The organism is Paenibacillus sp. FSL H8-0048 (assembly GCF_038002825.1).
Lineage (GTDB): Bacteria > Bacillota > Bacilli > Paenibacillales > Paenibacillaceae > Paenibacillus_AQ.
This window is the reverse complement of sequence record NZ_JBBODF010000001.1, coordinates 2,455,327-2,470,070: the sequence shown is the minus strand read 5'-3', so window position 1 is coordinate 2,470,070 and position 14,744 is coordinate 2,455,327. Positions and strand designations below refer to the sequence as shown.

The 14,744-nt window shown below is 58.4% G+C and carries 11 protein-coding genes and 1 pseudogene; all 12 read left to right on the top strand.

What is annotated here, in order from left to right:
- Nucleotides 1–18: 18 nt before the first annotated feature.
- Nucleotides 19–1,698, top strand: a pseudogene (cobJ, locus tag NSU18_RS32380) (precorrin-3B C(17)-methyltransferase); the annotation flags it as partial.
- Complete coding sequence (locus tag NSU18_RS32375; protein ID WP_445321853.1) at nucleotides 1,681–3,021, top strand: sirohydrochlorin chelatase; 1,341 nt, start codon at nucleotides 1,681–1,683, stop codon at nucleotides 3,019–3,021. The pseudogene cobJ and the gene NSU18_RS32375, both read left to right, overlap by 18 nt.
- Nucleotides 3,018–3,812 carry a precorrin-6A reductase gene (cobK, locus tag NSU18_RS10665; protein ID WP_341148969.1) on the top strand — a complete coding sequence of 265 codons (795 nt, stop codon included), beginning with the start codon at nucleotides 3,018–3,020 and terminating at the stop codon, nucleotides 3,810–3,812. The genes NSU18_RS32375 and cobK overlap by 4 nt, the downstream gene beginning before the upstream one ends.
- A 2-nt stretch (nucleotides 3,813–3,814) precedes the next feature.
- A complete protein-coding gene (locus NSU18_RS10660; RefSeq protein ID WP_341019878.1) occupies nucleotides 3,815–4,480 on the top strand; it encodes a precorrin-8X methylmutase in 666 nt (221 codons plus the stop codon).
- An 875-nt stretch (nucleotides 4,481–5,355) separates the two neighbouring features.
- Nucleotides 5,356–6,561 carry a cobalt-precorrin-5B (C(1))-methyltransferase gene (locus NSU18_RS10655; RefSeq protein WP_445321852.1) on the top strand — a complete coding sequence of 402 codons (1,206 nt, stop codon included), beginning with the start codon at nucleotides 5,356–5,358 and terminating at the stop codon, nucleotides 6,559–6,561.
- Entirely contained in the window at nucleotides 6,554–7,780 is a 1,227-nt protein-coding gene (gene cbiE, locus NSU18_RS10650; protein ID WP_341148968.1) for a precorrin-6y C5,15-methyltransferase (decarboxylating) subunit CbiE, read from the top strand. The genes NSU18_RS10655 and cbiE overlap by 8 nt, the downstream gene beginning before the upstream one ends.
- A gap of 31 nt (nucleotides 7,781–7,811) precedes the next feature.
- Nucleotides 7,812–8,687 carry a precorrin-2 C(20)-methyltransferase gene (cobI, locus tag NSU18_RS10645; RefSeq protein ID WP_341148967.1) on the top strand — a complete coding sequence of 292 codons (876 nt, stop codon included), beginning with the start codon at nucleotides 7,812–7,814 and terminating at the stop codon, nucleotides 8,685–8,687.
- Nucleotides 8,684–9,481 carry a precorrin-4 C(11)-methyltransferase gene (gene cobM, locus NSU18_RS10640; protein ID WP_341019882.1) on the top strand — a complete coding sequence of 266 codons (798 nt, stop codon included), beginning with the start codon at nucleotides 8,684–8,686 and terminating at the stop codon, nucleotides 9,479–9,481. Before cobI ends, cobM begins: the two co-directional genes overlap by 4 nt.
- Entirely contained in the window at nucleotides 9,474–10,613 is a 1,140-nt protein-coding gene (locus NSU18_RS10635; protein ID WP_341148966.1) for a cobalt-precorrin 5A hydrolase, read from the top strand. The genes cobM and NSU18_RS10635 overlap by 8 nt, the downstream gene beginning before the upstream one ends.
- A gap of 4 nt (nucleotides 10,614–10,617) precedes the next feature.
- Nucleotides 10,618–12,192, top strand: a complete 1,575-nt coding sequence (locus NSU18_RS10630) for a cobyrinate a,c-diamide synthase (RefSeq protein WP_341151022.1) — start codon at nucleotides 10,618–10,620, stop codon at nucleotides 12,190–12,192.
- A gap of 368 nt (nucleotides 12,193–12,560) precedes the next feature.
- Nucleotides 12,561–13,442 carry an ROK family protein gene (locus tag NSU18_RS10625; protein ID WP_341019884.1) on the top strand — a complete coding sequence of 294 codons (882 nt, stop codon included), beginning with the start codon at nucleotides 12,561–12,563 and terminating at the stop codon, nucleotides 13,440–13,442.
- A 265-nt stretch (nucleotides 13,443–13,707) separates the two neighbouring features.
- Nucleotides 13,708–14,724 (top strand): HRDC domain-containing protein, encoded by a 1,017-nt coding sequence (locus tag NSU18_RS10620; protein ID WP_341148965.1) that lies wholly within the window; start codon nucleotides 13,708–13,710, stop codon nucleotides 14,722–14,724.
- Nucleotides 14,725–14,744: the final 20 nt, after the last annotated feature.

The following is a 14,744-nucleotide window of genomic DNA, read 5'->3' as shown; positions in this document are numbered from 1 at the left end:
ATGAACGGGGGAAGAGGAATGAACAAACAAGGGAAACTGCTGATTATCGGCTTCGGCCCCGGAGCGCTGGAGCATATTACCGGCCGCGCACTGGCTGCGCTGGATGAGAGCGAGGCGGTCATCGGCTATACCACTTATGTAGATCTGATCCGGCCGCTGCTGCGGCATCAGGAGATTGTCGGCACGGGGATGACCGAGGAGGTCAGCCGGGCCCAGGAGGCCGTCCGCAGAGCAGAAGCGGGTCAGACCATTGCGGTAATCTCCAGCGGCGATGCCGGTGTCTACGGAATGGCCGGTCTGGTCTACGAGGTGCTGATCGAACGCGGCTGGAGCCGCTCAGAGGGGGTGCAGGTGGAGGTGATCCCGGGAATCTCGGCGATCCAGTCCTGTTCCTCACTGCTTGGGGCGCCGATTATGCATGACTCCTGCACGATCAGTCTGAGCGATCATCTTACGCCCTGGGAGAGCATTGCTGCGCGTGTGGAAGCGGCGGGGGCGGCGGATTTCGTCATTGCGTTCTATAATCCGCGCAGCGGCAGACGGACGCGCCAGATTGAAGAAGCGCGCACCATTCTGCTGCGTTACCGTGATCCGGCTACACCGGTAGGCATTGTCAAAAGCGCCTACCGTGACCGCCAGCAGACAGTCGTAACCACACTGCAGGATATGCTGGAGCATGAGATCGGCATGCTCTCAACCGTGGTGGTCGGCAACTCTGCTACCGTTGTCTATGAGGACCTGATGATTACGCCGCGGGGATATGAGCGCAAATACAGTCTCGGGGCACAGACGCAGACGCTGAAGCCGCACGAGCGGCTGCGTACAGCCGCAGAGCCGTGGTCGCTGGCTGCGGCGGAGTCCGGGCAGGCAGAGGGGGCCGCTTGCGCCGGAGCGGCAAAAACTGTCGATGCAGGGAGAGAAGCTGCTGTTGCGGGAAGCGAGGCAGAGCCTGGACAGCGGGAAGCAGCAGATTCTGTCCGGATAGAACGGGCGGTAGCCTGTAGTGAAGCAGGATCAGGGCGGGCGGAAGAGGCGGCTGAGCAGAGCCTGGCTGCTGCTCCGCAGATGGAGCGTCTGCGGAGCTTGTCCGATCTGACAGCATCCACCGATTCATCCTTCGAGCTGGAGATTGCTCCCGCAGCCGGCAGCCGCAGCTTCAGCGGCGATCAGATGAAGCTGTTGGCTGAGCTGGCAGGCAGCGAGGGGCAACTGGTCTATACGAAGGACGGGTATTTCCTGCTGCGCGGCAGCCGGAGCGAAGGAACAGAGGCAGGAGCAAGGCTGCTGGAGGCCGGACTGAATGTAAGCACGCCTGGAGATTACGTGAAGGTGAAAACCTGCGGATTCTGTGAACTGCGCAGAAGCGGAGCGTTAAGTGCTGCTGTTCATCTCCACACCCTGCTGCATGGGGTGGCTGTGCCCAGAGAGCTGCATATCAGCGTAGCCGGCTGCGGGATGGCTTGCAGCTCCGCTGTGCTGGATGACATCGGGCTGGTAATGTCGCGCGGCAGCTATGAGCTGTATCTCGGCGGCAAGAAGTCCGGGCGGGGCGCCCATGCAGGGATTTTGGTGCGTGAAGGGATGGACGAAGAGCAAGCGGTAGCCGCTGTAGCTGCGGCAGTTGAGGAATATAGGATTAATGGCCGGGAGCAGGAGCGGTATCATGCGTTCCGGGAACGGATGGACAGTGTATCAGGAAGCGCAGCCCATACATCCGACAACAATAACAGCATAGAAGGAGTGCAGACGATGAGAACGGTATTGCTGGTGGGACACGGGAGCCGGGTTCAAGCGGGAAATGAGGAGCTGCTGGAATTCACCCGCCTGCTCGCGGCCCGTAAGCCGGAGCTGAAGGTCGAGACCTGCTTCATCGAGCTGGCGTCGCCTTCCATCGCTGGCGGCATTGCCAGATGTATTGAGGGCGGTGCAGCAGAGATATACGTTGTGCCGATTATTTTGTTCGCGGCGGGACATTCCAAGCTCGATATTCCCATGGCCATTGACGAGGCCAAGCAGAGATATCCCGGGGTGAAGTTTATCTACGGACGCCCGCTGGGGGTGCAGGACCGTGCCGTCGATATTCTGCTGGAGCGGATTCAGGAAGCAGAACGCCTTCCGGTGGCGCAGGAGAAGGCGGCTGGCGGAATGGACCTGGAGCTGCGCGGGAACGCTGCATCTACGATAGAGGATAAGGACACCATCGTGCTGCTGATGGGACGCGGGGGCAGTGACCCGGATGCTAACAGCGATCTGTACAAGATAAGCCGGCTGCTCTGGGAGAAAACAGGCTACCGCAGCGTGGAAAGCTGCTTCATTGCCATCGCCAAGCCGTCGCTGCCGGACGGGCTTGAGCGCTGCCTGGCGCTGGGTGCGCGCAGAATTATCGTTCTCCCGTACCTGCTGTTCACCGGAGTGCTCATGCAGCAGTTTGCCGAGAGGGTCGCGCAATTCGCAGCTGAGCATCCCGAACTTGAAGTGCAGATCGGCGGCACACTGGGCGCACATCCGCTGCTGGCGGATATGCTGACAGAGCGGATTGAAGAGACGCTGGAAGGCCGTGCCTTCAGCAACTGCGATAACTGTAAATACCGCGATGCAGCTTCTTTGCATCACCACCATCACCATCATGGTGAAGAGGGGCATGGGGGGCATGGGGAGCATGGACACGGGCATCACGGGCATGGGCATCACAGTCATGAGGGGCATGGACACGGGCACCACGGGCATGGGGAACAGGGGCACATGCATGAGAACTGCCATGGTCACCATGAGCATGGTCACTATGAGTGTGCGCATCACGGACGCGAGGAACATGGGCACACGCATGAGCACTGCCATGGGGACCATGAGCATGCACATCATGAGCATCAGCATCACTGCCAAGGGCAGCATGTTCACCACGAGTGCGCGCATCACGGGCATGAGGAACATACGCATGGGAGGCATGGGCAGCATGGGCAGCATGATGTAACGGAGGCGGCGAATCCGGCAGACGGCTTGGCGCTTCGGCAGCCGCGATGATCTTCATGCTATGCGGCACCAGCGACGCCCGCGAGCTGGCACAGAGTCTTACGCGCCAAGGCCTGCCGCTGCAGGCCAGCGTTGTGACGCCCAGTGGGGCTGAACGCCTGGAAGAAGCAGGCATCCCCACTCGTGTCGGCAGACTGGAACGTGCGGCGATGATCTCTTTGCTGCAAGCGGGCGGGTACCGTGCCGTGGTGGACGGCAGCCATCCTTTTGCGCTGGAGGCTCATGCCAATGCGATGGAAGCTGCTGCTGCGCTGGGATTGCCTTACTTCCGCTATGAGCGGCAGAGTCTTATCTATAACAGCCATCCCCGGCTGTTGCTTGTGCATTCCTATGAGGAGGCTGCGCGCAAGGCTAAGGAGCTGAAGGGCTCTGTGATGCTGACTACCGGAGGCAAAACGCTAGAGATTTTTGCGGAGAAGCTGCTGGGAGATCCGGACATCCGTCTGACCGTAAGGCTGCTGCCTTGTCTGGAGAATCTGGAGAAGTGCCAAGCCCTTGGGATTGAGCAGCGGAACATTATTGCGCTTCAGGGCCCTTTTAGCAGAGAACTGAATGAGGCCTTATACAGGCAGTATGGCACCCGGGTGATGATTACCAAGGAGAGCGGAGCCGAAGGCTCGGTGGATGAGAAACTGCATGCTGCGCTGGACATGGGGTTATATGTGATTCTGATTATGCGGCCCGGGCTGTCGTTCGGGGATGGCGCAACGGTGTTTGATTCTTTTGACGAGATTACAGCTGCTGTGAAGAATGCGCTGCTGATGACGAGGGAAGAGGGATGAATGTGGATTTCGGGACAGAGTTCAAGCCGGTGACCGTACAGCCGCAGGAGATAGAGGGTTTAAGCTTTCAGATGATTACGGAGGAGCTGGGTGAGCATTCGTTCAGTAGCCTGGAGTACCCGATTGTGCAGCGGATTATTCATGCTTCGGCTGATTTTGAGCTGGGACGCAGTCTTGTGTTCCATCCCGGGGCGATTGAGGCGGGGATTCACGCTATTCTGCAGGGCAAGCCGATTATAGCGGATGTGCGGATGGTGGAGGCAGGCATTGCCAAGGAACGGATTCAGCGGTACGGCGGCGAGGTCCGGGTACATATTTCAGATCCTGATGTGGTGGATGAGGCGAAGGCGCTGGGAACCACAAGGGCAATCATCGCAACGCGCAAGGCCTGCGCCCAGGCACCGGGAGGAATCTATGTCATCGGCAACGCGCCGACTGCCCTGCTGGAGCTCATCCGTCTGGTAAAAGCAGGCGAAGCCCAGCCCGGCCTTGTTATCGGCATGCCCGTTGGCTTCGTCTCGGCGGCGGAATCCAAGGATGAGCTGCGCAAGCTGGATATTCCCTACATCACCAATATCGGCCGCAAAGGCGGCAGTACGATCGTGGTCGCCGCAGTGAATGCCCTAAGTCTTCTGGCCGTCCGCCGGGCGGCGGGTGAGCTGGGTTAGCGGATTAGAGAATCACGTAGCTGAAGTGCAGGACTGGTGAGTTGTCTTACTCAGATAAGGTGTAAGCGGTAAGTAAGGGTATGCTTAATCGCACTCTGTACAACTAAAAGCTCTGATTTAGGATCAGATATTTCTTTAGTTGTAAAACGTGCAATTAAACTATTTTATAATCAGTGTTCTGCCTTATTTGGGCAGATATAGTTGTACAGATTGCAGTTAGATGAGGAAAACCTCCCTTTTTACGGATTTTAGATGTACGGAATACAACTATCTCAAATTATTAATTCTTTAGTTCTAATTGTATTCTGTGCAACAGAATTCGTGATTTTATAGTTGAAATCCGGTTCTGTTGTAGTTCATACACTTGATTTCTGGATAAAGTCTCCACAACCTCTCCCTTACCAAATTCTAATGTACAAAATGCAGCAGACTCACGGTTTTGGCGGATATGGGGTTCAACTGATGTACAAAGTGCAATGGAGCCAGAAAGACTAGAAAAATTTGTATATAAATCTCCTGATTTGCTTAGAAGCAGCAGTATAATCAGGTTATATAGAGAGTAAGACAGGTTACCTGCCCAGGGCGAACGCTCAGAGGATAGGCTTCAGTTATGTGCAGATTGTTCAGTTTGGGAGGATGTATTCTTAGACCATCAGCAAAGAGGGATTGCCATGACCAAGGAAATACCCGGTCAAGCCGTCAGGCAGAACCGGCGCCAAGAAAGCAGAGCAGGGGCGGGGAAAGCAGAGCAGGTAGAGGACGCAGCCGATACTGAATACGATCAGGCTGCTGAGCGGTTGGAGCCAGTAGGCGGCCCCGAATCCACTGAGGCAGCTGAGCGGCTGGAGCAAGCAAGCAGACCTGAGATCGGGCAGATGGCTGTGCAGATACAGCAGGCTACCGAACCCGGATTGCCCGGATTCGCACAGGCAACTGAAGTGTTCGCACATGCGCCGGGCCCCGGATTGCCCATTCCCAAATCGGCAGAGGCAACGCCAACTCCCCCGCTGCGCAGAGGCTACACGACAGGGGCTTGTGCCGCAGCGGCAGCCGCAGGTGCGGCAACCCTGCTCCTTACAGGGGAGCGACTGCCTGCGGTAGAGATCGATCTGCCAGCCGGATTCCGGCATACCTTTGAGCTGACCGGCTGGCAGCGTACAGGATCACACTCGGCAAGCTGTGCCACGGTCAAGGATGCCGGAGACGACCCGGATGCGACACATCTGGCGCGGATCGAAGCGGCGGTGAGCTGGCGGGATCAGCCGGGCGTGGAGATTGACGGGGGCCACGGTGTCGGCCGGGTAACAAAGCCGGGCCTGCCAGTTGGCGTGGGAGAGGCGGCAATTAATCCTGTGCCCCGGAGGATGATTCAGGAGGCGGTAACCGCCGTGCTGGACGAGCATGGTACAGCGCGGGGGGTGAGGGTAGTCATCAGCGTGCCGGAAGGCGAGAGCATTGCGCTTAAGACGCTGAATCCCCGGCTGGGTATTCTGGGCGGCATTTCGATCCTGGGCACGCGTGGGGTGGTGACGCCGTTCTCCACCGAAGCCTATAAAGCGAGCGTGGTTCAGGCCATCTCGGTGGCGGCTGCGGCGGGGAACCAGCAGGTTGTTCTCACCACGGGCGGCAGCAGCGAGAAATACGCCATGGCGATGTTCGCGGAGCTTGCGGAGGAAGCTTTTATTCAGATGGGGGAATATGTAGGCTTCTCGCTGGAGCATGCGAAGGCTTACGGGATTCGGAAGGTTACCTTCGTCGGAATGGCCGGCAAATTCTCTAAGGTGGCTCAGGGGGCCATGCTGATTCACTCCAAGAACGCGCCCGTTGATTTCGGATTCCTGGCCTCCGTTGCAGGCCGTGCGGGAGCGTCCCCGGAGCAGGTTCAGGAGATTGCTGGTGCCAACACAGCCTCACAGGTCGTGAATCTGATGACTGAGGCGGGGAATCACATTTTTTTCGAGCAGCTGTGCAGGCATGCCTGTGAACAGAGTCTGGCGTATATGAACGGAGGCATGATTGTAGAAATGGTGCTTATTACAATGAAGGGCCGGGTGCTGGGAAGGGCGGAGATTCATGGATAACCTGATTTATGTAATCGGGATCGGTGAGGATGGCGCCGGCGGCCTGACACCGGATAGCTTAAGCATAGTGAACAACAGCGAGGTGCTGCTGGGCGGTGAGCGGCAATTGAATTTCTTCGGCCGGTATAGAGGGGAGAAAATCGCGCTGCAAGGCGGGCTGAAGCCTTTTACAGACAAGCTGGAGGAGGTGTGGCGTGAGCGGCGGACGGTGGTGCTGGCCTCGGGGGACCCGTTCTTTTTTGGGATTGCCGGGTATCTCGTCCGCAGGTTCGGGCCGGAGCATGTGGAGGTAATCCCCCATTACAGCAGCGTGCAGCTTGCGTTTGCGAGGCTGGGAGACAGCTGGCAGGATGCGGAGCTGATCAGTCTGCACGGGCGTCCCATTCAGGGACTGGCCCAGCGGATCGACGGCAAGCACAAAATCGCCCTGCTGACAGACGGGAACAACACCCCTGCGGTCATTGCTGCTTATTTGCAGGAGTTTGGGATGACGGAATATGAGGCGTTTATCTGTGAGCGGCTTGGCGGGGCGGAGGAAGTCTGCCGGTTCTGGACGCTGGAGGAGATGGTGAAGAGGGAGTTCGCACCGCTTAATGTCGTGATTCTGCGCCATAAGCAGGAGGTTTCTGCTCCTGTACGGCGCGGATTCGCTTACCCGGACGAGGCGTTCCGGCAGCGTAAGCCGGAGAAAGGCCTGATTACGAAGCGCGAGGTCCGCGCTCTGGTGCTGTCAGAGCTGAACCTGTCCGAGGATGCAGTCGTGTGGGATATCGGCTCCGGCTCGGGTGCGGTGGCTGCGGAATGTGCGCGGATTGCCAGACTCGGGAGGGTCTACGCACTGGAGAAAAGTGCCGAGAACCTGCCGAACATGGCAGCGAACCGTCTCAAGTTTCGGGCGGATTTCCAGATCATACAGGAGAAGGCACCGCTTGGCTTAGCGGCTCTGCCTGACCCGGATGCCGTCTTCATCGGCGGCAGCGGCGGGGAATTAGCGGACATTATTGCGCACAGCGCCGCCAGACTGCGGCCGGAGGGGCGGATTGTGGTTGGGGCGATTACGGTGGAGACGCTGCATGGCAGCATGGAGGCGCTTAAGGCCGCCGGACTGGCCTGTGAGGTCACGATGCTTCAGGCATCGCGCGGCAAGCCGATTCTCGGCATGACCCGGTTCGAAGGAATGAATCCCGTCTATGTGGTCAGCGGCCGGAGGCTTCATTAATCATCAGACAATAACGAAGGAGGAACCCGCAATGAAGACCGATGTAACTGAGCCGCGTGGGCAGGCTGCGGACGGACAGGAAATATCCTTAGGAGAAGCGGCCGGGACGCTGTGGACCGAAGCAGCGATGCAGGCGGCCAGTGCGTTATTTGACCCGCTGGATAGTGAAGAGCTGGAGCTGGAGGAAAGACTGACTCCCCGGGCGATTGGGACGTTATACGGCGTAGGCGTCGGCCCCGGCGACCCGGAGCTGATCACGCTTAAGGCTTGCCGTCTGCTGCGGGAATGTCCGGTGATTGCTTATCCGGCTACCAAGAAGGGCGGCAAATCCTACGCCTGCGAAATCATCGAGCTGCATGTAGACCCGCAGGACAAAATCATGCTCGGACTGGTCTTTCCGATGACCAAGGACCCGGAGCTGCTGGCTGGCGGCTGGACCCGCACGGTAGAGCTGTGCTGGGCAGAGCTGAGACAGGGGCGGGATGTGGCTTTTGTGACCGAAGGCGATCCTAATCTCTTCAGCACGTTCATCCATCTGTCCCGGCTGATGCAGGAGCTGCATCCCGGTGTGCCGGTCGTCTCGGTTCCGGGAATTTCCTCCGTGCTGGGCGCGGCGGCGGCGCTGGAGCAGCCCCTGGCAGACGGCAATCAGCGGGTGGGGATCATCCCGGCAACGGACGACAGGGAGGCGCTTCGGGAAGCGCTGCTGCATCATGATACGGTGGTGTTCCTTAAGGTGGCCAAGGTGCTGGATCTGGTGCTGGAGGTGGTGGATGAGCTGGGCTTGTCCGGCCGCGCCTCGGTAGTAACTAAGGTCACCTCCCCCTATGAGACCGTCTGGCGTGATGCACGGGACCTGCGGGGCAAGGAAGTCGAGTACCTGAGTCTGATGGTGGTGAGCAAATGACGAAGCTTGTGCCAAAGGTATACATTGTAGGTGCCGGACCTGGCGACCCTGAGCTTATTACGGTAAAAGGCAGCCGGATTCTGCGCTCGGCAGATCTGGTGCTGTATGCAGATTCGCTGGTCAGCGAGGAGCTGATCCGCAGCGCTAAGCCCGGTGCTCAGGTGCTTCAGAGCTCGGGCATGGATCTGGAGCAGCAGGTGGAGCTGATGACGCTTGCCGTGCAGTCCGGTAAAAGCGTAGCCCGCGTCCACACCGGCGACCCCGCCATGTACGGTGCGATTCTGGAGCAAATGTCGCTGCTGAAGCTCTGCGGCGTCGCTTGCGAGATTGTGCCGGGCGTCAGCTCGGTTTTTGCCTCTGCGGCGGCGGTTGGCGCAGAGCTGACCGTGCCGGATCTGACGCAGACGGTCATTCTGACCCGTGCGGAAGGGCGCACGCCCGTACCGGAACGCGAGCAGCTGCGCAAGCTGGCGGAGCATCACTGCACGGTGGCGCTGTTTCTAAGTGCGTCACTGGCCGGTCATGTGAGCCGTGAATTCCTGGCCGCAGGCTGGAGCCCGGAGACCCCGGTGGCGGTCGTGAAGCGGGCCACCTGGCCGGATCAGCAGATTTTGCGGACAACGGTTGAGAAGCTGGAAGGAGACCTGCGTGATGCAGGCATCACTATGCATGCCATGATCCTGGCCGGCTGGGCGCTGGACCCCGGGCTGACGGACCGAGATCAGCACCGCTCCAAGCTGTACGACAAGAATTTTACCCATGGCTGCCGGGAAGGGATTGGCTCCGGTGAGTAAGCAGTATGCGGCTGTTGCGATTACACGCAGCGGGATAGAGCTGGCTGTGAAGCTTGGTGCGCAGCTTGGCGGGACTGAGGTCTTTGTCTATGGTAAGTATAGCGGCGGGCTGGAGACGCGGAGCGGAGAGATCACTGTTTTTGACGGACCGGTCAGAGAGTTGCTTCCTGAGCTCTTCGGGAGCTATGAGGCGGTCATTCTGTTCTTCTCGCTGGGGGCGGCTATCCGGCTGAGCGCTCCGCTGCTGCGGGATAAAAGAACCGATCCTGCTGTCATCGTCATCGATGAGCGCGGGGAGCATGTCATCAGCATGCTCTCCGGCCATCTCGGCGGAGCGAACAGGCTGACACTGGAGATTGCGGGGCTGCTGGGCAGCCATCCGGTGATCACCACAGCTTCGGATGTGCAGGGCACCTTCGCTGTCGATCTGCTGGGCCGGGAGTATGGCTGGCACGCGGACAGCTTCACCTCCATGAAGGGGGCTAGTGCTGCACTCGTTAACGGGGAGCCGGTGGCTTTTGTACAGGAGAGCGGGGAACGTGACTGGCTGCCGCCGGGTGCTGAGGTGCCGGAGCATGTCTCTATGTTCGTAAGCAGGGCGGAGCTTCGGCATAGCGGACGCAGCTTCAGCGCAGCGATTGTGGTAAGCGACCGGCTTGAGGAGGAACCGGGGGAGGGCGTACCGGCAAGTCCTGCTCTGGCCGAATACACTGTAGTGTATCGCCCGCGCAGTCTGGTGCTTGGACTCGGCTGCAACCGCGGGACGTCTGCGGAAGAGCTGGAAGCCGTGATCCTGCACATGCTGAATGAGCTTCATCTGTCGCTCCATAGTGTGCGGAATGTGGCGACAGCCGGAATCAAGGGGGATGAAGCCGGGCTGCTGGCCTTGTGCGCCAAATACAGCTGGGAGCTGGTTCTGTACACCCCGGAGCAGCTAAATACAGTTAAGCTGGACCATCCTTCTGAGGTGGTATTCAGGGCAACGGGGGCTTACGGTGTCTGTGAACCTGCTGCGCTGCTGTCTTCAGGTGCGCATTCGCTCCTGCTGCCTAAGCACAAGAGCGGCAATGTGACCATCGCTATAGCCCGGGTTGTCTATCCCGGAGAGAAGGAGGGGAGCGGCGGTGAATGAGCCGATGATTACAGCCGGATATGAACAAGAGCCTGTCCCCAGGGAGACGCAGGCGCGTCCACGCCTTGTCATCGCAGGCACAGGCAGCGGCTCGGGCAAAACCACAGTCACGCTGGGGCTGATGCGCGCTTTTGCCCGGCGGGGCCTCAAGGTCCAGGGCTTCAAATGCGGCCCTGACTACATCGATCCCGCGTATCACACTGCGGTCACAGGCCGTCCCTCACGCAATTTGGACTCCTGGATGACTTCAAGCGATTATCTGCAGGAGTACTTCCTGCAGGCTTCGGCAGAGGCCGACTTGTCCGTCATTGAGGGCGTCATGGGCCTGTATGACGGCAAGGAGGATACGGCACTGACCGGATCAACGGCGGAGATCGCCATCCTGACCGCCAGCCCTGTGCTGCTGGTGGTCGATGTCCGCAGCATGGGCCGCAGTGCTGCGGCGATTGTGCTGGGCTTCCGTCAGCTGGAGCCGCAGGTGCGGATTGCCGCCGTTCTGGTGAACCGCTGCGGCAGCGAGGCTCACTACCGGTTAGTTAAGGCTGCTATTGAAGCGGCCTGCGGGATTCCCGTGATCGGCTGGCTCTCCCGCGACAGCGGGCTGGACATCCCGGAGCGGCATCTGGGCTTGCTGCCCGCTGTGGAGCGCGGGGAGCTTGCGCCCTTGTTCGAGCGTGCCGCCGACATGCTGGAGCAAGGCACGGATCTGGAGCGGCTGCTGGAGCTTGCTGCGGCCGCTCCGGCTCTGAGGGCGCTGCCTGCGGCGGCGGAGCCAGAAGCTTTGCCTGCCTGCGATCAGAAGCCGGAACAGCAAGTTCGCCCGCTTACATATGACGCTGAACTTTGTAAATCAGCTGCGCCGGCGATACATAAGACACAGATTGGCCGGGCGGAGCCAGGTCCGGTTATTGCCGTAGCCCGGGACGCAGCGTTCAACTTCTACTACGCAGATAATCTGGAGCTGCTCGCACGTGAAGGTGCTGAGCTGGTTTACTTCAGCCCGCTCAGCGGTGAAGGCATCCCGCCGGAAGCGGGCGGCATCTATATCGGCGGCGGCTTCCCGGAGGAATTCGCCGCGGTGATTGCCGCGAATCAGCCGTTCCTCGGCGGACTGAGGTCTGCCGCAGCCGCCGGAATGCCGCTGTATGCGGAGTGCGGCGGCTACATGGTACTGGCCCGCAGTCTGACCGACCGTAACGGCACGGTGCATAAGATGGCCGGAATCGTTCCGGCACACACCGTGATGCAGGAGCGCCGGGCGGCGCTCGGCTACCGTGAAGTTACGGCACTGCGCGATTGTCTGCTGCTGAAGCAGGGCGAGCACCTGCGCGGCCATGAATTTCATTACTCCATCATGAGCTATCCTGAGGGGGAAGCCCGGACCTATGCCTATGAGAGTAAGGGCAGAGGGGGCAGCCAACCGGAAGGCTACATCAGCGGCAGCATTATGGCTGCTTATGCGCATATCCATCTGGCTTCCCATCTCCCGGCAGCAGCCCGGCTTGTAGCGGCCTGCCGTGCTTATCGTGACCGCAAACAAGTTGTGAAGCAGCATGATTCCGATTCCTGCAACCAATAAGTGGAATAACGTACCTTGTTTTCCCGATTATCAAGCGATGTCCGGCAACAAGTGGAAAAACAACATCAATTCATGTTACTTTTAGCTGCTTGGGCTAAAATGGGCAACATTAAGTGTTGTTTTTCCAACTGCTGTTATCGCATCGGCCATTTGTTCATTAGCAAGTGTAGAAAATCCAACTATCTTCGTTCCCGTTCAAGTCCAGCCTAAGTCTCATCCGCAAATCACTTCTGACTACTATATGTCAACCGCTTGTCATACGTATAAGGGCCACGTATAATAGGACAAGAGAACGCTTTAATCACCGCGCCGGGCCGGTTATTGAAGCAACAGCATATGGATGCATCAGGAGAAGGGGGAACACTGCAGTGAAATTGTTGGGAGCGATTGAAGCAGGAGGAACTAAGTTTGTATGCGGTATCGGGAATGAGGACGGGACGATTATCGACCGGGTGAGCTTTCCGACTGCCACTCCTCAGGAGACTATGAGCCAGGTAATGGAATATTTTAGCGGAAAAGCTGTGGAGGCTATCGGCATCGGTTCATTCGGACCGATTGATCCCGTTATCGGCAGCCCCACCTATGGATATATTACAACCACACCCAAGCCCCATTGGGGCGGGTATAATCTGGTGGGAGCCGTGGAGGAGCAATTCCACGTTCCGATCGGCTTTGATACAGATGTAAACGGCGCGGCGCTGGGCGAATACAGCTGGGGGGCGGCGCAAGGTTTGGATAGCTGCCTCTACATCACTGTGGGCACCGGGATCGGTGCCGGTGCCGTGGTAGGCGGGAAGCTCGTTCACGGGCTGTCCCATCCTGAGATGGGCCATATTCTGGTCCGTCGTCATCCTGAGGACCACTACGAAGGCTTCTGCCCTTATCACGGCGATTGCCTGGAGGGTCTGGCAGCAGGTCCGGCTATCGGCAAGCGCTGGGGTAAGCCTGCGGGCGAGCTGCCGGCGGATCATCCGGCATGGGCGATGGAGGCTCACTATCTGGCTCATGCACTGATGAACTATGTGCTGATCCTCTCGCCGCAGAAGATCGTAATGGGCGGCGGTGTGATGAAGCAGAGCCAGCTCTTCCCGCTGATCCATGCCAAGCTGCAGGAGCTGCTCGGCGGATATGTGCAGCATCCCGCGCTCAATCAAGAGATTGGCAGCTATATTGTGCCTCCGCAGCTTGGAGATAATGCCGGTTTGTCGGGTGCACTGGGTCTGGCCAAGCTGGCTTTGGACCGCAATTAGGATCTGCTGACAAAAAGGCATTGACTGTTACGTAATATATGGTATTCTAGGTTTTAACAGTATAGCATTTAAGAGGAAGCACCTCTTTCACGAATTTCGTGGGAGAGGTGCTTTTTTGCGTTCAAAGATAAGAATTTATATGCTTCGCGCTAAAATTATCCTTATCTTTCTCGCTGAAACGGTACCGCCCTTTTAAAGGACGGCAATGCCGTTTCCACTTGAAATATGTCATGCGTACTGTAAAACGACGAAAGTAGGGATTGATATGCAGATCGTATTTATGAACCGTTTGTGCAGAAGATCAGGTATGGACGGGGAGGTGTTTGCCCAGCTGTGGATTGGAGAGGAAGATGGGCAGTGGCGTCTGGGCTGGCGTGATTTCTCCGGCGAACAGGAGACGGGCGACAGCCTGTGGTATGAAGGCGGATCATGGAATGAGATGCTGTGTGTATACCGTCACGAGCTTGCCGTGAAGATGGGGGATGGCTACCGCCCGCTGATTGACGGGGTATTTCATGACGAGGATAACCTCAGCAGCCGCAGCCAGGAGCAGCTTAAGCTGCAGTATTACAGTGAACAATACGGCAATGAAGCCATCTTCGAGGAGCTGTGCTCCTGGCGTAGAGGGAAGGCCTCAGGCGAACGGAAGGCGCCTTACATCCTGGCCAGTAACCGTCTGCTGCGCATGATCAGCACATTTCTTCCCCGCACGGAGGAGGAACTGCTGCAGCTTCCGGGTGTAGGTGAAGGCAAAGCCTCACAGTATGGAGCAGACTGGCTCAGTATCACCGCAGCGGCTGAGCGTGAGCATGATTTTCCCCTAGGCTGGGTGAATCATGCCATAGACGAAGAGAGCTTCGTATCCTGGCAATATAAGCAGAAGGAGCTTAAGTACAAGAAGCAGCTGGAGCGGCTGAGACTGCGGCGTGTTCTGTTACAGGGGATCGAAGAGGGGCAGGGGATGGAGCAGCTCAGAGTGCTTAGCGGCGTTTCACGCCGGGAAGTGCTTGAAGTTGTAGAGGAGCTGGAGAAGGATGGCTACTCGGCCGAGAAGCTCATTACCCTGGAGCTGAGCGGGGTGAGCCCCGAAGAACAGAACAGTATTTGGACAGCCTTTGAACTGATCGGCGACAACTTCCTGAAGCCTGTCCTTTACAAAGCTTACGGTGAATCTTTCGTTCCTGCTGAAGGACTCGATCTGTATTACGAACGCCTGCGGCTGATCCGCATCCGTTTCCGGCGTGAACATCCGGCGGCGTTAAGGATGGTCACCCCTCAATAATTATGGAGACTGACGGCCTG